The sequence below is a fragment of the Desulfoplanes sp. PS50 genome (assembly GCF_053851535.1).
On sequence record NZ_JBSPZA010000042.1, the window covers coordinates 1 to 20801 of the forward strand.

The window sequence follows — 20801 nt, forward strand, 5'->3', positions numbered from 1 at the left end:
GGCCTGCGACGCATACACGTCGCAGGCCGTTTGATGGTTCTGGGTGAATTTCTTTTACATCGTCCCCGATTCAAGGTACATGAGAAGAAATTTTTCGATCAGCATACAGGCATGTCTTCGGGAAGGGTTGACAGCAATGGCCCCTATGCGGTCCGACACGGTAGAGATACGGTCTGCGTATCCCGCAGACAGGCTGATCAGACCTGCCGGTTCACTTTACTCGCCCATCAAGGAGGCAAGGCCATGACCATGTCACGTTCGATCATCACGAGTCTCTTTTTCCTGCTGTATGCCGTTGTCCCGTCCCATGCCGGAACCATGGCGACCTACGGCGAGTGCCAGGACGGATGCCTCATTGGCGACCAGGGGTGCTATGCTTACTGCTCCTCCCTCTTCGACCCCAGCTTTGACAAATGCGCTGAAGAGGCCCGTGAATTCATCCCCAACTGCATCGCCAGCGAACGGCAGTTCCCCAACAACGCTACACGCTACACCCACTGCCGTGATCTGATGTACATGGTGAACACCCAGTGCAAAATCAACTGCCGGTCGATCAAAAAGGAGGTCGACTATCCCAATTGGATGCCCGAACAGGAATGCCCGTACGACTGCCAGCACTGGAATCCAGCCAGCCGGTCTTGCGTAGGGGCGAAGATGAACGGATGCTCCTGGTAGCGATTCCGGGGACGTTTTGAAGGCGTTTCTGCTTCCCTGTCTGATTGGTGAACATACTTTCCTGAGATTTCTCGAAAAAATGCATGAAGGCCCGGTATTCCCAAAGGGATACCGGGCCTTCATGCATTTTCGGAAAGAAGTGCTGCATGTCGTTGCCCTTCCCCCTGGTCCGAAAAACCGGACTACCAGCGCCCCCCTCCCCAAGGCCTCCCTTCATCGTCCAGTATTCCGGACCACCAATGGGTCTCACCGTCATTCACAAACACCCCCTACATCTAACACTCCGTAATACATAATCAATCTCTTCCAGCATCTTTCTGGCATTCTTCTTGTTAGATATACGAGAATTCAGCTGCCGACACGGGCAGCCCTCATCATCTCCCACTATGAACAAAGGAGCCACCAATATCATGGGCATGACAACCAAAACCATGGATGGAAATACCGCCACAGCGTATGTCGCCTACGCCATGAGCGACGCAGCCGCCATCTACCCGATCACCCCCTCCTCGACCATGGGTGAGATCGCCGATGAATGGGCCGCCCAGGGCCGCAAAAACATTTTCGACCAGGTCGTGAAGATCCGGGAGATGCAGTCCGAGGCCGGAGCAGCCGGGGCAGTGCACGGTTCCCTGGCTGCAGGCGCCCTGACAAGCACATTCACCGCCTCTCAGGGGCTGTTGCTCATGATTCCCAATATGTACAAGATATCCGGCGAACTCCTTCCCGGGGTCTTTCATGTCACGGCCAGGGCCCTGGCCGCACATGCTCTGTCCATTTTCGGGGACCACTCCGATGTCATGGCCGCCCGTCAGACCGGATTTGCCTTCCTGGCCTCGAATTCCGTGCAGGAAGCCCATGACATGGCCCTGGTGGCCCACCTCTCGGCCGTGCAGGCATCTCTGCCCTTTGTCCACTTCTTCGACGGGTTCAGGACCTCCCACGAAATCCAGAAGATCCAGGTCCTCGACTATGCGGACATGGCCGGACTCCTCGACCGCGACTCCCTGGAGGAGTTCAGGGCCCGGGCCATGAATCCCGAACACCCCCATGTCCGGGGAACGGCCCAGAACCCGGACATCTATTTCCAGAACCGCGAGGCGGCCAATCCCTTCTACGACCAGCTCCCGGCCCTTGTTTCGGCAAACATGAAAAAGGTCGCCCGACTCACCGGACGTTCCTACAATCTCTTCGACTATGTGGGCCACAAGGAAGCCGATCGGGTCATCGTATCCATGGGTTCCTCCTGCGAGACCATCGAAGAGGTGGTCAACCACCTGGTCAGGCAGGGCGAACGGGTCGGTCTGGTCAAGGTCCGGCTGTACCGCCCCTTTGTCACTGAGGCCTTTTTCGCCGCCCTCCCGGCCACGGCCGCATCGATCACCGTTCTGGACCGGACCAAGGAACCCGGAGCCACAGGGGAGCCCCTGTATCAGGATGTCTGTACCGCGTTCATGGAGCGGGCCAAGACCCCGAGAATCTGTGGAGGACGCTACGGGCTGGGCTCCAAGGAATTGCAGCCCGCCATGGTCAAGGCGGTTTTCGAAAACATGCGCCAAGCGGTCCCCAAAAACCATTTCACCGTGGGGATCAATGACGATGTCACCCACACCTCCCTCGAGATCACCGAAGATCTGAACACCACGCCTGAAGGCACGGTCCAGTGCATGTTCTGGGGCCTGGGTTCCGACGGTACCGTGGGCGCGAACAAGAGCGCCATCAAGATCATCGGCGACAACACGGACATGTTTGCCCAGGGATATTTCGCCTACGATTCCAAAAAGTCCGGGGGCATCACCGTGTCCCATCTCCGATTCGGCCACACACCCATCCAGTCCACCTATCTGGTCAATGCCGCGGATTTCGTCGCCTGCCACAAGGCGAGCTACGTGCATCAGTACGATATCCTGGAGACCATCAAGGAAGGAGGGACCTTCCTGCTCAACGCCCCGTGGACCCTTGAGGAGATGGAAACCGAACTGCCCGCATCCCTGAAAAGGATTATTGCCCGCAAAAAGCTCAAGTTCCACACCATCGATGCGGTCAAAATCGCCTCCAGCGTAGGCCTTGGCGGTCGAATCAACATGGTCATGCAGACCGCGTTTTTCAAGCTGACCGAGGTCATTCCCTTTGAGGAGGCCGTCAGGCTGCTCAAGGATTCCATCAAAAAGACCTATGGGAAAAAGGGCGACAAGATCGTGAACATGAACATCGCGGCCGTGGATCAGGCAGCGGCAAATCTGATCGCTGTAGACTATCCAAAATCCTGGACAGATGCGATTGACGAACATGCGTCCCCTTCCAACGATAGCGCCTATATCCGCGAAGTGGTCAGGCCCATACTGGCCCAGCAGGGCGACAAACTGCCTGTGTCCGCCTTCGAGCCCGACGGAATCGTTCCCCTGGGAACTTCTGCCTGCGAAAAACGGGGGGTGGCCATCATGGTTCCCGAATGGATCGAGGAGAACTGCATCCAGTGCAATCAATGCGCCTTTGTCTGTCCCCATGCGGCCATCCGTCCGGTCCTGGCCAATGAAGCCGAAATGGCCGACGCGCCGGCAACCTTCACCACGCAAGAGGCCAAGGGCAAAGAGCTTGCCGGTCTGCAATTCAGGATCCAGGTAAATACCATGGACTGTCTGGGATGCGGCAACTGTGCGGACATCTGCCCGGCCAAGGACAAGGCCCTGGTCATGAAACCCCTGGCAAGCCAGACACAAAAAGAAGTGCCCAACTTTGATTTCTCTCAAACCCTTGCCATCAAAGACTCCCTGATGAAACGCGATTCCATCAAGGGCAGCCAGTTCCAGCAGCCCCTGATCGAATTTTCCGGGGCATGTGCCGGCTGCGGGGAGACCCCGTACGTGAAAGTCCTCACCCAGCTGTTTGGCGAGCGCATGTTCATTGCCAATGCCACGGGCTGCTCCTCCATCTGGGGGGCCTCTGCGCCCACGACTCCCTATTGCACCAACAAATACGGTCACGGCCCTGCATGGGGCAATTCCCTGTTCGAAGACGCCGCGGAATACGGCTACGGCATGGGCATGGCGGTGAATCAACGCAGAGACAAGCTGGCCGATCTGCTCCGCAAAGCCAAAGACCGGATCGAATCCCCCGAACTCGTCCGGGCCATGGAAGGCTGGCTGAATGAACGCAACGATCCCGAACAGTCCAAGAAGCATGGGGAAACCATCCTCAATCTCCTGAGTAACGAAGAAGATCTTCCCTTATACGACGAGATCTTCAGCCTATCCGACCTGCTGACCAAGAAATCCATCTGGATCTTCGGGGGTGACGGCTGGGCCTATGACATCGGTTACGGTGGTCTGGACCATGTTCTGGCCTCGGGCGAGGACATCAACGTTCTGGTCATGGATACGGAGGTCTATTCCAATACGGGCGGGCAGTCCTCCAAGTCCACCCCGCTCGGGTCCATCGCTAAATTCGCGGCTTCAGGCAAACGAACCGGTAAAAAGGACCTCGGACGTATGGCCATGACCTATGGATATGTGTATGTAGCATCTGTAGCCATGGGCGCGAACAAGAATCAGATGCTCAAGGCATTCAAGGAGGCGGAATCCTATCCGGGACCGTCCCTGATCATCTGCTACGCCCCGTGCATCAACCACGGCATCCGCAAAGGCATGGGCAAGACCCAGGAAGAGGAACGACTGGCCGTGGCCTCGGGTTACTGGCCCCTGTACCGGTTCAATCCGCGCCTGGCCGAGGAAGGCAAGAATCCTTTTATCTTCGACTCCAAGGAGCCGGACGGTACCCTGCAGGAATTCCTGGAAGGGGAAAACAGGTACGCCCGGCTGGCCATGATCGCCCCCGAACAGTCAAAGCGTCTCCGTGCCGAACTCGAAGCCAGGTACAAGGCCCAATTCACGGCGTTCAAGGAACGGGCCGCAAAATAAAACAACACGCGGTGAAAAACATCATTGTTTACGTAGCCAAGCATGCACAACTCTGTTAAATACACGCACTGAAGCTCCATTCCGTGCCGATGTCCGGGGCTGCAAGCGCAGTCCCGGAACCATCCGGCCCTTCCTGTCCCGGGGAAAAGGAGTTTCTCTTTTCTCCAGGAAAAAGGACCGGGACACCTTCAAGCGGATGTGTGTTCCCCTGGATCACCCGTACAGAGGTTTGACCGGGGAACTCTCATAATCAAAAGAGATGAGGCGAACGGGTCTTCCCCCATCTCTCCAGGCAGTACCCGACCCACCGGCAAGGGTGCATGGTATCCATGCATGCGGAGATAATCTTTCAGCTTCAAGGAGTCTGTCATGTCGCTCGGTCTTCTCGCCTTCATCGCCTTGATACCCATCGCGATGGTTCTCGTCCTCATGGTCGGTTTTCGATGGCCGGCCACCAAGGCCATGCCTCTGGCATGGGCGGTGGCGGCCCTCTCGGGAATAGCCATCTGGAAAATGCCGGCCACGCTCATCATCGCCTCAACCCTGAGCGGATTCGGAAGTGCGATAAACGTTCTGGTCATCGTTTTCGGCGCGCTGCTCATCCTCTACACCCTGCGGGAAAGCGGGGGAATGGAAACCATCAGCCACGGGTTCTTTGGCATCTCACAGGACCGACGAGTTCAGGTGATCATTATCGCCTTCATGTTCGCCGCCTTTCTGGAAGGTGCGGCCGGATTCGGAACGCCTGCGGCCATTGCCGCCCCGCTGCTCCTCGGCCTTGGGTTTCCGGCCCTGGCAGCGGTGAGCATCTGTCTGATCTGCAATTCCGTCCCGGTCACCTTCGGTGCGGTGGGTACTCCGATCTGGTTCGGCCTGAAGACCCTGCGCCCCAAAGTAGAGGCCGCCCTCGCCACGGGTGATCCCGCCCTCGGTTTCGCCACGTTCGATGGATTTCTCAAGAATGTCGGTGAATGGTCGACCATGTTCCATGGCGTAGTCAGCCTGATCCTCCCCCTGGCCATCTGTGCCTTTATGACCCGGTTCTTCGGTCAGAACAAAAGCTGGAAGGAAGGGCTCGGCGTGTGGAAATTCGCCCTGTTCGCATCGGTTGCCTTCCTCGTCCCCTATGTGGCCGTGGCCTTTCTCGTCGGCGTGGAATTCCCATCGCTTATCGGCGCACTCATCGGGCTGGCCATCGTGGTTACGGCTGCCAAAAGAGGCTTGTTCCTGCCCAAAGACACCTGGGATTTTGGTCCTCAGTCCTCATGGGGCAGTGACTGGGTCGGCAGCATCGAGCCCGGCAAGACCGACCTCAAGCCACGCATGGGTCAACTCAGGGCATGGACTCCGTACATCCTTATCGCCGTGTTCCTGGTTCTGACCCGCATCGCCGAACTTCCTTTCAAAAGCTGGGTCAACTCGCTGAGCATTTCCTGGACGCACATCCTGGGATACGATCATGTCAACTTTGCCATGACGCCCCTGTACAACCCCGGCATGATTCCCTTTGTTCTCGTGGCCATCCTGACCATATTCATCCATGGCATGAACGGCACAAAAGCCGCGGCCGCCTGGAAGGAGGCCTTCGTCAAGATCAAAAATCCCGCCATCGCCCTGTTTTTTGCCGTGGCCATGGTCGAGATCTTCAAGCAGTCGGGGCATAATCCCCAGGGCTACGGCTCCATGCCCATGAGCATGGCAGAATTCGTGTCCATCATCGCCAGCTCCAGCTGGCCCATGTTCGCCGCCTTTGTCGGTGCCCTCGGCTCGTTCATCACCGGCTCAAACACGGTTTCCGACCTGCTGTTTGCTGATTTTCAGTACGGCATTGCCGAGAACATCAAGGTGAGCAGAGAAATCATCGTGGCCCTCCAGGCCGTGGGAGGAGCCATGGGAAATATGATCTGCGTGCACAATATCGTGGCCGCCTCGGCGACCGTGGGCCTGTCCGGTGAAGAAGGACTCATCCTGCGCAAGACCATGATTCCCTGTCTGATCTACGGACTCATTGTCGGAGTTACCGGACTGCTTTTCGTCTTTGTTCTCTTCCCGAATACGTTCTAAGGACGTACCAGAAAAAACACATGCCTCGCAAAAGTGAATGTGGCTCACCAGCTTCGGAAACATTCCAAGCTGGTGAGCCTTGGTACAGAACAAAGGCACGACACAGATCTCAAACGCGGTATCCCGCTACAATCTTCACCCTCTTACTCAGTTCTTCCGGGCAGAGGCCTGCGCATCATCCTGAAATCAGCACCAACCATCCATGTACGCATTTTGGAGAAACGCATCATGATTACAAAAGCACTCGTCAAGGAACTGAAGACCCTGCTCGGGAATGAAAACGTCATGGACAGTGAGGTTGACCGCATATCCTACTCCTATGATTCTGCGGTACTTGAAAGCGTGGTCCCTGAACTGGTGGTCCGGCCCGTGAACAGTCAGACCCTGGGAAAGGTCGTCCATCTGTGCAACGAGAACAGGATCCCCATGACCGTCCGGGGTTCAGGAACCAATCTGAGCGGCGGGACCATCCCATCATCCACACACGGGATGGTCGTTCTGACCAACGGACTGAACAAGATCCTGGAAATCAACGAAAACGACCTGTATGCTGTAGTCCAGCCGGGCGTGGTCACCGCCAAATTCGCTGCGGCTGTAGCGGCCAAAGGACTCTTTTATCCCCCTGACCCCGGGAGCATGGCCGTATCGACCCTGGGCGGCAACGTGGCTGAAAATGCAGGCGGTCTTCGGGGTCTCAAATACGGAGTGACCAAAGACTATGTCATGGGCGTGGATTTCTGGGATGTGAACGGCAGGCTGATCAAATCCGGCTCCCGCACGGTCAAATGTGTGACCGGATACAATTTGAGCGGACTGATGATCGCTTCCGAAGGCACCCTGGGGGTTTTCGACCAGATCATCCTCAAATTGGTTCCGCCCCCGGTCGCTTCCAAGGCCATGCTGGCCGTGTTCGACGACATGGCCAAAGCATCGGAAACAGTCTCGGCGATCATCTCCGAAAAGATCGTACCCTGTACCTTGGAATTTCTGGACAATTTCACCATCCGTACCGTGGAAGACTATTCCAAGGCCGGCCTGCCCACGGATGCCGAGGCACTGCTGCTTATCGAGGTGGATGGTCATCCCGCCCAGGTCGAAGAAGAGGCCCAAAAGGTCATGGCCCTGTGCACAAAACTCGGTGCTTCAAGTGTCACAGCGGCCAAGAACGCCCAGGAAAAGGCGGCCATCTGGCAGGCCCGACGTGACGCCCTGCCCGCCCTGGCCCGACTCAAACCTACGACCGTGCTCGAGGACGCCACCGTCCCCCGCAGCCAGATCCCGGCCATGATCGACGCCATCCGGTCCATCGCCAAGAAACACGACCTGACCATCGGCATCTTCGGTCATGCGGGTGACGGCAATCTCCATCCGACCATTCTCTGCGACAAGCGGGACAAAGAAGAATTCAAAAAAGTGGAGCAGGCCGTGGACGAGATCTTTGAACACGCCCTGGCCCTTCAGGGAACGCTTTCCGGGGAGCACGGCATCGGCATCGCCAAGAGCAAATTCATGAAACACGAGGTTTCCAGAACGACCATTGACTTCTGCCGCCATCTGAAAACATCCTTGGACCCCAATGGTATCCTCAATCCAGGCAAGATCATCGGAGGTTAGCATGTCCAGCGATGTGAAAGAACTCAGCAGAATGCTCAAGAAACTCGACGACCAGATGGCCGTATGCATGCATTGCGGCCTGTGCCAGGCGGTCTGTCCGGTATTCGGGGAGACCCTCAAGGAGGCCGATGTCGCCCGGGGAAAGATCATTCTTCTGGAAAACCTGGCCCAGGAACTGGTCAAGGACCCGAAAAAGGTCAAGGAGAGCCTGGACAAGTGTCTGCTCTGCGGCTCCTGTGCGGCCAACTGCCCTTCAGGAGTCAAAATCCTGGACATTTTCTTGAACGCCCGGGCCATTCTGACCAAATATGTGGGTCTCTCCCCAACCAAGAAGGCCATCTTCAAGGGCATGCTCTCCCGTCCCAAATTGTTCAACCGGCTCCTGGACATGGCCTCCATGATCCAGGGAGTGGCCGTGAAAAAAGAAAGCCCCATAGTTCACACGGCCTCCTGCGCCATGCTCAGACCCATGCTCGGGGAACGCCATTTTCCGGCCCTGGCCAAAAAGTCCCTGCACAGAAGGGTCAAGTCGATGAACACCCCGGCCGGCTCGAGCGGACTCAAGGTGGCCTTTTACCCGGGATGCATGCTGGACAAAATCTATCCGGACATCGCTGAGACCTGTATCAGGGTGCTCACCCATCACGGTGTGGGCATTTTCATGCCGGAAGGACAGGCCTGTTGCGGCATCCCGGCACTGGCCTCGGGGGACACAGCCACCCATGTCTCCCTGACCCGGGCGAATCTCAAGGCATTTATGCAGGAAGACTTCGATTATCTGGTCACGGCATGCGCCACCTGCACGTCCACGATCAAGGAGGTCTGGCCGCTCATGGACCAGGACTTCACAGAAACGGAAAAGGAGCAGATCCGGTCCATTTCTGACAAAACACTGGATATCGCCGCCTTTCTCGTGGACGTTATCGGGGTGACGCCCCCGGAACTCCCCGAGCACGGCGGCCAGACCGTCACCTATCACGACCCCTGTCATCTGAAAAAATCCCTGGATGTGGCGGCCCAGCCGCGCACCCTGATCAAGGCCAATCCCCATTTCGAATTGGTGGAAATGGTCGATGCGGACCGCTGCTGCGGGTGCGGGGGAAGTTTCAATCTGCAGCACTATGACCTGTCCAAGAACATCGGTCGAGCAAAACGGGACAATATTGTCCAGAGCAACGCCCAGATTGTTGCCACGGGATGCCCGGCCTGCATGCTCCAGATCCAGGATAATCTGTCCAGAAACAACGACCCCATCGAGGTCAAACACACCATTGAAATCTATGGGGAGATGATCCCCTGAGTACCGTGTGGCAGAGTATCCGACTCGTGAAATACCGAGCGCAAACCCTATAATGTTTTTCGGCCATCCTCCGCAAAAACATTCTAACCATGGAACCCATTATGTCCTACGCAGAAAACATCCCTTCATTGTTCAATCCCCGGACCGTGGCAGTCATCGGGGCCTCGGGAACACCGGGAAAAATCGGTCACACCCTCGTCACCAACATGCTTGAGGCGGGTTTTGAGGGGACACTGTTTCCAGTCAATCCCAAGGCCACGGAAATCATGGGACTGCCCGTAGTCAACGCCATCGCGGATCTTCCCGAAGATCTCGACCTGGCCGTCCTGACCATCCCCAAACAATTTGTCCTTTCTTCTCTGGAGGAACTGGCCAAGCTCCACACCAAATCAGCGATCATCATCACCGCCGGGTTCAAGGAGGTCGGCCACGAGGGGTATAAGCTGGAAATGGCCGTTGCCGAACTCTGCAAACGGGAAAACATCGCCCTGATCGGTCCCAATTGTCTGGGTCTGATCAATATCGGCGGCCATGTGAACGCATCCTTTGCCTCGGGCTCTCCCAAGCAGGGCAATATCGCCTTTTTCTCCCAGTCCGGCGCGTTGTGCACCTCCATCCTGGATTGGGCCCAAGGTGAAAACATGGGCTTTTCCAAATTCGTCAGTCTGGGCAACGAGGCCTTGCTCAATGAAAGCCATATGCTCGACTATCTGGGCAAAGACCCGGACACCAAGGTTATTCTCGGATACATCGAGAACATCGGCAATGGTGACGAATTCATGGTCAAAGCCAAGGAGGTCACCCAGGACAAACCAGTGATCATGGTCAAATCGGGTACCACGTCCGCTGGTGCCAAGGCTGCCTCTTCCCATACCGGATCCATTGCAGGATCAGACAACGTGTATACCGCGGCATTCAACCAGGCCGGAGTCATCAGGGCCAACTCCATTGAATCGCTGTTCAACCTGGCTCAGGCCTTTTCCCAACAGCCTCTGCCCAAGGGAGCGAACCTGGCCATCGTGACCAATGCGGGTGGCCCTGGAATCATGGCTGCGGATGCCTGTGAAAAATCCGCCCTGAACATGGCCTCCATCTCCCTATCCACGGTGAACAAACTCAAAGAGGTTCTTCCCCCATACGCCTCGCCCTACAACCCTGTCGACATCGCTGGAGACGCGGATTCCCGATGCTTTGGCAGTGCCCTGGAGGTCGTCCTGCAGGATGACAACATCCATGCGGTGCTGGTCATGCTCACCCCGACCTCCACGGCGGCAGCGGATCTCGAGGCCATCACCGAGGCCATCATCCGGGTAGCCAAAACAACGGACAAGCCTGTTTTTCCCTGTTTTATGGGCAAACACCGAACCTCGGACGGTCAGAAGATGCTCCAGGAGGCCGGACTGCCCTGCTATACATTTCCCGAGCCAGCTATCGCCAGCATAGAAACCATGTACCGGTATTTCCTGTGGAAAAACCGAAAAGAACCAATCATTCCAGAAATTAAAAGAGATGTGGACAGGGCAGCCGCAGTCATCCACACGGCACACAAAGCCGGGGCGTCGGAAATAGTGGAATTCCAGGCACAGGAAATTCTTTCAGCCTACAACCTGCCTGTCCCCAAAACGAACCTTGCGCGAACCAGTGATGCTGCGGTGGCTGCTGCCGACAGCATTGGCTATCCCGTGGTTCTTAAAATCGCCTCGCCACAAATCTCCCATAAAAGCGACGTGGGCGGAGTCAAAGTTGGATTGAAAAACAAGGATCAGGTACGCGAGGCCTTTCTGGATATCACTGCACGTGCCCAGAAGATGCGTCCCGAAGCCATGATCACCGGCTGTCTGGTTCAGGAAATGGCACCCAAGGGTGCCAAGGAGATTATTATCGGATTCAAGCGGGACGAACAATTCGGCCCCCTGCTCATGTTCGGACTTGGCGGGATCTATGTGGAGGTACTCAAGGACATCTCGTTTCGTCTCGCGCCCTTGAGTACTGAAGACGCCCACATCATCATTCGGGAAATCAAATCGTACATGCTTCTCAAGGGTGTTCGCGGTGAAGAATCCGTCAACTTCAAGGCCATTGAGAACATCCTGTTGACCATGTCCCAGCTCTCCCTGGATTTTCCGGAAATCTACGAAGCGGAATTCAATCCCGTCCTGGTCAACGCGGATCGGGCCGTGGTGGCAGATGTACGGCTGTCCCTGAATGTCTGATCCACGCAGATCCTGAATATCCATTCCAAATGACGCAACTCACCAACAAGGAGAAGACCATGAAAGGTTTGTACATAGGTTCCACGAGTGGTTACGCGGGCAAAAACATGATTGCCCTGGCTCTGGGCATGAGATTCCAGAAAGAGGGCATAGATGTCGGGTACATGAAGCCGGTGGGCGCGGTCCCGACCAAGGCAGGTGACAAACTCGGGGACGAAGACGCTTTTTTTATCCAGAGCATCCTCGGCCTGGATGCGGATCCCTCCCTGGTCACCCCGGTGGTGATCACCCATGATTTCAAGATCAATGCACTGTCTGGAGGATGCGAATCTCCCCTGCCCAAAATCAAACAGGCCTATGCCCAGCTCTCCCAGGGCAAGGAAATGATGATCGTGGGTGGATCGGGCAGCTTTCTGCATTCGGGGAAATACTGCGGAGTTGACGGCCCCGCCATCGTCAACGCATTGGATCTTTCGACCATCCTGGTGGACCGATACAGCAAGAATATCAATTACGATTATCTGATGAGTGCCAAGGAAAAACTGGGAGATGCCCTGAAGGGCGTTCTCTTCAATGATGTTCCAGAAGAAATGCGCGATGAGGTTGAAAATGTCATCACCCCGTTTCTCGAGAACAACGGGGTCAAGGTTCTGGGCGTCATCCCGCCCGATCCGATCATGCAGTCCATCACCATTCAGGATCTGTCCGAAAGATTGGGCGGAAAGATCATCTCGGTCACTTCCAAGGCGGACAAGATCGTGGAAAACTTCCTCATCGGGACCATGCAGGTGGAAAACTTCATGACCCACTTCAAGAAACACCCCAAGGCTGCGATCATCGTTGGCGGAGACCGTTCCGATGTCCAGCTCGTGGCTTTGGAAGGGGGTGCCCCCTGCCTCGTGCTGACCGGCAATCTCTACCCTAACGACATCATCCTCAGCCGGTCCGAAGTCCTGGAGGTCCCGATCATCATTGTGCGTGACGATACCTATACCGTGGCCAAAAAGATGGAAAACATACTCAAGAGTCACAAACTCAGAGACATGGTCAAGATCAACCAGGCTACCCAGATCATCAACACCAATGTCGACATACCTGCCCTGAAAAATGTTCTTGGGATCTAGATCGTAACACACATATCATATTGCATTGATGCGCAAGAAGCCGGACCATGAACGATCTCTTCATGGTCCGGCTTCTTTGTGGTGGGTAGCATGGCCATCCGATATCAGCCGTATCTATCTGAAATGCCTGCACAAGATTTTTTTTGCGGATTCTCGTTTGTTTGTTGAGCCTGGTCGTTGGAAACCGGCATATCGTCACGGAGGCCCACGTATCCTTCAAGTTCTTTATTGTTCAAAAATATCGGCTAGGTGTCGTTCCAACTCGTGTAATTTGTCCATATCACTCAATCCGACATCAAGGATGTGGATTGTGGCCACATCCTTGTCAAGGCCGATCGCGGCAGTTCCCGGAAGCAGACTGACGGTCCAGATGAAAAAGACCCTGGCGATTTCCTTTTGCAGAGTAAAAGAAAAGGCAATTGTTTGGGGGCGCACATGGGCAGCCGGACACAGGGCACGGTAAGCCACGTCCATGCCACCGAGCAGGGAATGCCATAGGAAAAACGGGACGAATCGAATCAGGGGCCAGAATCGCAACGTCCAGGATCCGGGAGGCCATAACAGGACCGTAATGGCCACACTCGAACCGGTTCCCACAAGTGTCCATGCAGAGAATATGGCCTCGCCTTCAGTCAGAATCCACCAGATCATGGTGAATACAAGCGTCCGCGCAGCAATGGCCTGAATCCATGATGACCAAAAAATGGTTTGCATAATCGCCCCAGCGTTCCCCGTATCTATTGTGAGTTTTGGACGGTTTGCAAAGCTCATCTGTTCTCTTTCAACCACCTGAAGCAGCATAGTCGGCTCACCCCGTTTCAAACAGGATAAGCCAACGACCATAGCGTCCCTGCGGCGGGTCGGACAGTATGCACACAGCCTACCGGATCAAAACAATAAAAAGAAGCAGAAGAATGACAAACAGGGCCCCGGCCGTATGCCAGTATAAAAGACGTTTTTCCAACAGATCGGGTACGGTGAGCATCCAGCGGGTTTCAAGCAACTGGTTTGCCCAGCCTTCCACGTTGACCCGTCCACAGGACGGATTGCAATAGTGCCCTGTCAGCCATTTCTGACGCAACCACTGAAAGAGACTCTCAATCTGATCAAGAAAAAGGTTGTCCAGCCCCGAGGACTCGTGACGCCCCCAGGGAGACTTCAGAAAAAAAACAGCCAGCACAATGCCCAGAACAATGGGCCACACCCCGGATATGACCTGTGATGGTCCAGGGCCCACATCCAGGATGTGGATGGAGGGCAGCATGTGTCCAAGGGACTCGGCCAGGATCACCAAAAGCACCAGGACGATCCATGCCGCAATGGTCATACCGGATGTCTGCCTGGTTCTTTCCGGCATCCTGCTCCATACCCGATACATGAACACTGCAAGCAGGAGCATGGTGCCGGTGGCGGTAACCCCGAGCATGAACGTAAAAAAACCGCTTAAGGGAGCAGGGACAAACAAGACGCCCTGCTTGAGCCCCTGTTTGACCACTCCCCCTGCGCTCAGAGGCAGTCCTGCCAGTGTCAGGGAGGCCAGGGCCAATCCCGCGAGAACAAGATGGCCACGTTGGGTGTTTCGACCCGCAGCCAGTGCCGGGCCGACCCCGAGAAACAAAGAGCCCTTGGCCAGACCGTGAACAAGGACAAAAAAGAGCAGGCCGGACAAAACCTCGTGTCCGTCTGGTTCTCCGGCAATGACGAAAAAACCCAGGGCCATGGTCATCAAGCCCATCTGACTTATGCTGGAATAGGCCAGGATCGTCTTGGGATCGTGCCGGCGCACTCCGGCCAGCACACCGTACACGGCGGCACAAAGTCCCGTCCACGCCAGGATGATGCCCCAGCCCTGCGGCTGTGGGGCATGAAACATATGCAACCACCCCAGAAGCCCCGCCTTGATCATCGCCCCGCTCAGCACCGCGCTGGCCGGGATGGGCGCAGCGGGATGGGCCAGAGGGAGCCAGACATGCAGACCGAGCGCTCCGGCTTTGACCCCGAAGCCCAGATAGGCAAGGACCATGACCACGGATTTGCAGGGATGATTGCCCAGGGCCGGAATCACCTGGGAAAAGGCGAGATTTTTCATGAGCGGGATTGTCAGACTGGCGTAAAAAAATGATGCAGCGAGAAACACCTCCCCCAGCACGGTCATGATCAGATATATCCGCGCCGCTTGCCGTGCCTGACGTGTTCCATCATGAATGATCAGGCCATATGCGGAAAAACTCATCACAGCGAAAAAAACATAAAAAGACGCAAGATCTTGAGCCAGACAGAGGCCGATATTGCCGCATAACGAGAGGAGAAAGAACAGGCTGAACCGGGTTGCTTTACGTCGGTCACTTCCTTGGAGAAAGCCGCAGGCAAACAGCCCGGAGGCAGCCCAGAGCACTGCAGTCAAAAAAAGAAAAACCCTGCCGAATTGACCAAAATGCAAACTGGTTCCCAAAAACAAAAAATAATACTGGCCGGGGCTGGCATCGATTCCCATAACGGCCAGCAAACAGGCCGGAACACAGGCCATCCACAGGCCGTGCCTGCAGATCAACGGTCTGATCCGGGACAGGGGCAACAGAGCGGCCAGAAGAAGAGGAAAAAAGATCACCGCGATCCAGATCATGGTCCGACCTCCCGGCCAAAGATGATCTGTTCGGCAACACCCAGAGGACTCCAGATCCATCCGGCAAACACTCCCGCGGCCAGACAAAAACCAGCGGTGACCAACGGGGGCACAAGCAGGCTCCAGGGGGCCTCGGCCTTTTGACGTCGGGCTATTTCTTTTACCGTCTTTTCGGAAAATGGGGGAACAGGTTTGAACCAGGCCGCATGCAGTATGGGCAGGAAATAGGCGGCATTGAGGGCACTGCTTGCAACCAGAAGCACGACCACCCAATGGTCTCCGGACTGCAGTCCGCCCACAGCCAGGTACCATTTGCTGACAAAACCGGCCATCGGCGGCACACCGATCATCCCCAGACTGGCCACAGTGAACATGGCCATGGTCAGCGGCATGGTCCGACCGATACCGTTCATCTGATCGATATCGTGGATACCGCGAATTTTGGCCAGAATTCCGGCACAAAAAAACAGGGTGATCTTCATGACCCCCTGATGCACGAGATGTGTCAGACCGCCCACCGTGGCCAGAGGAGCCAGAATAACGGCACCAAGGGCGATATAGGATACCTGGCTCACCGTGGAATAGGCCAGCCTTTGCTTGAGATTGTTCTGCATCAGGGCCCTGAACGAGCCAAAGAGAATGGTTGCCGCCACAACTGCGGCCAGAGGGGTGAGCACGCCGAGCTCTGAGGCGAACCCCTTGCCGTAGACATCCAACACCACGCGTAACACCCCGAAGGCCCCGGCCTTGACCACGGCCACGGCATGAAGCAGGGCGCTCACCGGGGCAGGTGCGACCATGGCCTTAGGGAGCCAGCCGTGCATGGGGATGAGGGCAGATTTCACGCTCAGTCCAAAGATGAGCAGAATAAAAATGATGATCAGATTTGTCCTGGACAGACCAGAAATTGAATGCAGCACCCCGCCCGGGGCAAAATCGAACGGCCCCACCAGCACCTGAAGCCAGGCCACGGCGAAAAAGAACACTGCCCCGGCGCTCATGGCATACCAGAGATAGGTCCGACCTGCGGCAAGCGCCTCGGACGTCGCGTTGTGTACAACCAGAGGATAGGTGACCAGGGTCAGAAATTCGTAAAAAATGAAAAAGGTGATCAGGTTGCCGGCCAGGGCCACACCCGTGGAGGCGGTCACGCACAGGCTGAAAAAGCCGAAAAATCTGCTCCTGTTAGGCGAATCTTCAAGATAGCCCACAGCGTACATGGTTGTCAGAAACCAGAGGTTGCTGGACAGGGAGACAAAGGCCAGGGACAAAAGGTCCACCCTGAGCAGAAAGTTGAATCCCAACCCCATGTTGAATTCCACCTCGTACAGGGTTCCGTGAACCAGAAGATCCCAGCCCATGATAAACACCCCGATCACCTTGATCGTGGCCCCGGCCATGTTCAGGATGGTACGGGTTTTCGTATTCTCCTCAGGCAGGACAAAAATGATCAGCCCGGTGACCAGCGAACTGCACAGGACCACCACCAGAAGCCAGGATTGTGCATTCATGGGGCTCCCTCCGAAATGCCTGAAGAAAACGGAATGCTTCCCTGTCCCAGAAGGATAATAACCTCTTCCGACCGGAAACCAAAAAGAACGCACAAGATACCCAGCCCCAGAACGGAAAGGGTCATGGCCAGGGGTACGGGCCGCAGGGCAGGAGCGTCATCCTGATCATAGGAGACAAAGGTGTAGGATAAAATCTTGAATACATAGGCGGCTGTCAACAGGCCTCCCAGGGTGATGACCACGGCCCACCACCATTGCCCCGCAGCCAGAGAGGCACGCAAGAGCATCCATTTGGCCACGAAGCCGGCACTTGGAGGCAGCCCCATGAGGCTTATCCCGATAACTCCCAGGGAAAAGGTGAGCACCGGCAGCCGTCCGGCGATATTTCGCATGGCCTTGAGATCATCCGTGCCCATAGCCAGGACCAGGCATCCGGCACCCAGGAACAATCCGGCCTTGGCCAGACAATGCGATACCGCGTGGAATACGGTCCCGGTCCAGGCCATGGAGCTCCGATTTTCCGCGTCAGGAGAAGCGACCAGGGCAAACAGGAGAAACAGATAACCAAGTTGCCCCACTGTAGAATAGGCGATCATCCGTTTGAGCCGGATCTGGCGGATGGCCTGCAAAGAACCCCAGAGAATGGCTGTGGCCCCCAAACAACCTATGAATATCCCAGCAAGTCGCCCGGTTTGTCCCTGTGTCAGTCCGGAAAAGACCACAAACCAGATACGCAGAAGAAGGAAAAACGAGGCCTTGACCACCAGGGCCGAGAGAATGGCACTCACCGGAGCAGGTGCGTTGGAATGCGCCGGTGGAAGCCAGAAATGGAAGGGCAGCAAGGCGGATTTGAGAATAAGACCGAAAACCATGAGGCCGAAGGCTGTGCCCGAAACCATGGAAGGGAGAATCTGCCCGGCCAGCAGAGAAAAATCGAGCACCCCGGCCTGGGCATAGAGCAGGGAGACACCCAGAAGATACATGAGAGCTCCGAACATGGCGGCCAGAAGATAGCGGAGCCCCGCCACAAGCGAGGCCCTCGTCCCTGAGAGTATGGTCATTCCCACGGCTGCCAGGGTGGTGATCTCCAGCAGAACATAGGCGTTGAAGATATCCGAACACAGGAAAACCCCATTGAGACCGGCCCATAAAACAAGCCACAGGGTCCAGAAATATCCGGCATCCGGTTGCTGATTCCCGGGTGCAAAAAAACAGGCGGCATAGGAAGTGACCAGGGTTCCGACAATGGCGGCCAGAAAAAGGAACAGGGCCCCGAGCCCATCCAGGTGCAGGCCGATGCCCAAAGGCGCCAGCCATCCACCGAGCTGAAGATGTATCGGCCCCTGTTTCCAGACCAGGAAAAGAAGTCGGATACTCAGGACCATGATGGCCACAGCCGCTGTCCCAACGCTCAGAATCGCTGCCCTGCCCCGAAACGGAATGCAGATCAGAGCAGCAAAAAACGGAATGATCAGCGGCCAGGCCAGAAGATTCATTCCTGCTCCCCATCGGTGTCCTCAGCATCATCTTCGGTGGTGAGGTGGATGCTGCGGATCAGGGCGAGAGCAAAGGCCGTAGCGCTCACCGCCACCACGATTCCCGTGAGCACCATGGCCTGGGGCACGGGATCCGGTCCTGGATCCTGGTTCCGGTAGGCAGTGGCAATGAGTAAGAGAAAAACCCCGCCTGAAATAATGTTCAAGGACATGACCTTGCGCAACAGGTGGCGACGGATGACCACCCCATGGATGCCAAGACAGATCAGCAGAGCTGCTGCCAGGGAATAGATGAAAAAGGTGTTCATAAGCGACCTCTGCTTCCCCTGGAATCGGTGGCATCTTTTCCTGTCAGCGTTTCAACGGTCAGGGTAGCCAGGATAACCCCTATGGAAAAAGCCGCCAGGGATTCCAGAGCCAGTATCAAGGGTTTGACCAGTCTGTCCGGATAGCCCAGGACAGGAACGTCCTGCAGCCAGAATGTACAAATCGCGAAGACCTCGATGGACGCGAATCCGCAGATCACCAGAGCGTACCACAGCCATCGGGGCAGGGCCGCCACGGATCTGTAACCGGAGAGCCAGAGCAGGGTCAGGCCGGAGGCCAGAATCACTCCGGCCTGAAAGGCTCCTCCTGGGGCATGATCTCCAAGAAGCAATATGTACACGGCAGTGGAGAGCACCACAGGGATGAGCAGGCGCACCAGCCAGAGAAGCACAGGGTTTTCTCCAAAAGGAGAGTCAGGCTGGCGGATGGAACTGCGCCCACCAGCCCCGAGCACCCCAAGCAGGGCCAGGATAAGTACGGCCAGTTCCAGCCAGGTGTCATACAGTCTGAAATCAAGAAGCACCGCTGTAACCGGGTGTTTGACTCCATCAGGCCTCAGACTTTCGGTGGCCAGGGCGGCCAATCCCCCGGCCGTTTGAGGAAGATCACAGATTGCCGAGCCAAGGATGACCAGCAGTCCCAATACGCCCACCAGGGCAGCGAGATGATGCATGCGCGTGGGGCAGGCTTCGGGACGATCAAGACGACAGGGTCTGAGCCCCTCTGTTTCCTGAAATTTTCTCGATTGTGGTTCCAACCCCTTGAAGGTCCCCAGAAAAAGAACACCAATCAGGCCGGCCCCAACAGCTGCCTCGGCCAGGGCAATGTCCGGGGCTGCAAGCCTGAGCCAGACCATGGCCAAAAAAAGCCCAAATGAAATAAAAAGAACGATGGCCTGGAAAATGTCCGAAGATTCAAGAATTCTCCATGCGGTTGTCAGAAGTGCCGTGATGAGCAGGATATCCAGGACGAGAAGCAGGTTCATTGGCGTCTCCGTATATTGGCCTGCATAGCCTGGCCCAAAAGAAAACAGATCGTGGAACCGGCTGTCATGGCCAGAATCCAGATCAGACCGATCTTGGCGGCCTCCAGAAAAGAATCCGCGCTGAACATGAGCCCCAGAGACACACAGCCAAGTCCCAGATTGTCCGCCTTGGTCAGGGCATGCAGGCGACTCAGGGAATCCGGAAATCGAAGCAGCCCCACGGTCCCCGCCAGAAAGAAAAACGCACCGGCCAGACAGAACCCCCAGACAAGAATATCTGCCATCATGAATTATCCTCGTGGTTGTGAGACCGGTTATTTCCGCCAGGAACACGCACAAAGGCAACGACCGCAAGGACCGTCAGCAAGGCGAAAACAAGGGCCGTATTGCGCAGGGCTGACGAGTCAAATGCCGCAGCCAAAAGGAGCAGTACGGCCACACCAGTGGTCCCGAAAAGCTGCATGGCTGCAAGCCGGTCTTCATCACCAGGACCCTGAAAAACGCGGATAAGACCAACGAGCATGGTCAAAAGTAGAAAGCAGGCCATGGACAGAAAAAACATGTGCATAAGCACTCCCGGATCGTGTTGGTTGCAACCTACCTGACTGAGGAATGACCCCTGTTTGTTACATCAACAATCCTGTTCTCAGAAGTGGTACCAAAATAAAATATCACGGGAAACCGCAGGATGCAACGCAACCCCTTTGAATCACGTTGGGTACCCTGCAAACGTTGGATTCCCCCCCTTTCGTTGCAGACTCCCTGACGTATGACCCATAACGCCAAAGAGCCCCCACATCGTTTGATGTGGGGGCTCTTTGGTGATTGAAAAAAGAAGTCCTGGCGACGACCTACTTTCCCGCGGTTAGAACCGGAGTATCATCGGCGCTGGAGGGCTTAACTTCCGAGTTCGAGATGGAATCGGGTGTGTCCCCTCCGCCTTGGTCACCAG

15 protein-coding genes and 1 rRNA gene are annotated in these 20801 nt (G+C 56.1%); 7 read left to right on the forward strand and 9 right to left on the reverse strand.

Annotation, left to right across the window (positions count from 1 at the left end; genetic code table 11):
- The 7 genes from ACTVJH_RS14295 to ACTVJH_RS14325 form a co-directional block, all read left to right on the forward strand.
- Nucleotides 1-675, forward strand: a 675-nt coding sequence (locus ACTVJH_RS14295) for a hypothetical protein (protein ID WP_455992107.1), incomplete at its 5' end; no start/stop codon positions are given.
- Nucleotides 676-1085: 410 nt separating this feature from the next.
- Entirely contained in the window at nucleotides 1086-4592 is a 3507-nt protein-coding gene (gene nifJ / locus ACTVJH_RS14300) for a pyruvate:ferredoxin (flavodoxin) oxidoreductase (RefSeq protein WP_455992110.1), read from the forward strand.
- Between the two features lie 369 nt (nucleotides 4593-4961).
- A complete protein-coding gene (locus ACTVJH_RS14305; RefSeq protein WP_455992113.1) occupies nucleotides 4962-6656 on the forward strand; it encodes an L-lactate permease in 1695 nt (564 codons plus the stop codon).
- A gap of 228 nt (nucleotides 6657-6884) precedes the next feature.
- The gene (locus ACTVJH_RS14310; protein WP_455992116.1) at nucleotides 6885-8270 is read left to right on the forward strand and encodes an FAD-linked oxidase C-terminal domain-containing protein; all 1386 of its coding nucleotides are present in this window, start codon (nucleotides 6885-6887) and stop codon (nucleotides 8268-8270) included.
- A 1-nt stretch (nucleotide 8271) separates the two neighbouring features.
- Nucleotides 8272-9570 (forward strand): (Fe-S)-binding protein, encoded by a 1299-nt coding sequence (locus tag ACTVJH_RS14315; RefSeq protein ID WP_455992119.1) that lies wholly within the window; start codon nucleotides 8272-8274, stop codon nucleotides 9568-9570.
- Between the two features lie 101 nt (nucleotides 9571-9671).
- Nucleotides 9672-11783, forward strand: coding sequence for an acetate--CoA ligase family protein (locus tag ACTVJH_RS14320; RefSeq protein ID WP_455992122.1), 2112 nt, complete (start codon nucleotides 9672-9674; stop codon nucleotides 11781-11783).
- 59 nt (nucleotides 11784-11842) lie between these two features.
- Nucleotides 11843-12907, forward strand: a complete 1065-nt coding sequence (locus tag ACTVJH_RS14325) for a phosphotransacetylase family protein (RefSeq protein ID WP_455992124.1) — start codon at nucleotides 11843-11845, stop codon at nucleotides 12905-12907.
- A 225-nt stretch (nucleotides 12908-13132) separates the two neighbouring features.
- On the opposite strand, the gene ACTVJH_RS14330 is transcribed toward ACTVJH_RS14325, so the two are convergent.
- The 9 genes from ACTVJH_RS14330 to rrf all read right to left on the reverse strand — a co-directional run bounded on the left by ACTVJH_RS14330 (nucleotide 13133) and on the right by rrf (nucleotide 20801).
- Nucleotides 13133-13621, reverse strand: a complete 489-nt coding sequence (locus ACTVJH_RS14330; RefSeq protein WP_455992126.1) for a Na+/H+ antiporter subunit E — start codon at nucleotides 13619-13621, stop codon at nucleotides 13133-13135.
- Between the two features lie 166 nt (nucleotides 13622-13787).
- Nucleotides 13788-15530, reverse strand: a complete 1743-nt coding sequence (locus tag ACTVJH_RS14335) for a complex I subunit 5 family protein (protein WP_455992129.1) — start codon at nucleotides 15528-15530, stop codon at nucleotides 13788-13790.
- A complete protein-coding gene (locus tag ACTVJH_RS14340) occupies nucleotides 15527-17041 on the reverse strand; it encodes a proton-conducting transporter transmembrane domain-containing protein (protein WP_455992132.1) in 1515 nt (504 codons plus the stop codon). Before ACTVJH_RS14340 ends, ACTVJH_RS14335 begins: the two co-directional genes overlap by 4 nt.
- Nucleotides 17038-18537, reverse strand: coding sequence for a complex I subunit 5 family protein (locus tag ACTVJH_RS14345; protein ID WP_455992134.1), 1500 nt, complete (start codon nucleotides 18535-18537; stop codon nucleotides 17038-17040). The genes ACTVJH_RS14340 and ACTVJH_RS14345 overlap by 4 nt, the downstream gene beginning before the upstream one ends.
- The gene (locus ACTVJH_RS14350) at nucleotides 18534-18845 is read right to left on the reverse strand and encodes a sodium:proton antiporter (protein ID WP_455992136.1); all 312 of its coding nucleotides are present in this window, start codon (nucleotides 18843-18845) and stop codon (nucleotides 18534-18536) included. Before ACTVJH_RS14350 ends, ACTVJH_RS14345 begins: the two co-directional genes overlap by 4 nt.
- Nucleotides 18842-19849: a hydrogenase subunit MbhD domain-containing protein gene (locus ACTVJH_RS14355; RefSeq protein ID WP_455992139.1), complete on the reverse strand. Its 1008-nt coding sequence runs from the start codon at nucleotides 19847-19849 to the stop codon at nucleotides 18842-18844. The genes ACTVJH_RS14350 and ACTVJH_RS14355 overlap by 4 nt, the downstream gene beginning before the upstream one ends.
- On the reverse strand, nucleotides 19846-20136 hold the full coding sequence (locus tag ACTVJH_RS14360) for a cation:proton antiporter (RefSeq protein ID WP_455992142.1): 291 nt from the start codon (nucleotides 20134-20136) through the stop codon (nucleotides 19846-19848). Before ACTVJH_RS14360 ends, ACTVJH_RS14355 begins: the two co-directional genes overlap by 4 nt.
- Nucleotides 20133-20417 carry a monovalent cation/H+ antiporter complex subunit F gene (locus ACTVJH_RS14365; protein ID WP_455992145.1) on the reverse strand — a complete coding sequence of 95 codons (285 nt, stop codon included), beginning with the start codon at nucleotides 20415-20417 and terminating at the stop codon, nucleotides 20133-20135. Before ACTVJH_RS14365 ends, ACTVJH_RS14360 begins: the two co-directional genes overlap by 4 nt.
- Nucleotides 20418-20687: 270 nt before the next feature.
- Nucleotides 20688-20801, reverse strand: a 5S ribosomal RNA gene (gene rrf, locus ACTVJH_RS14370).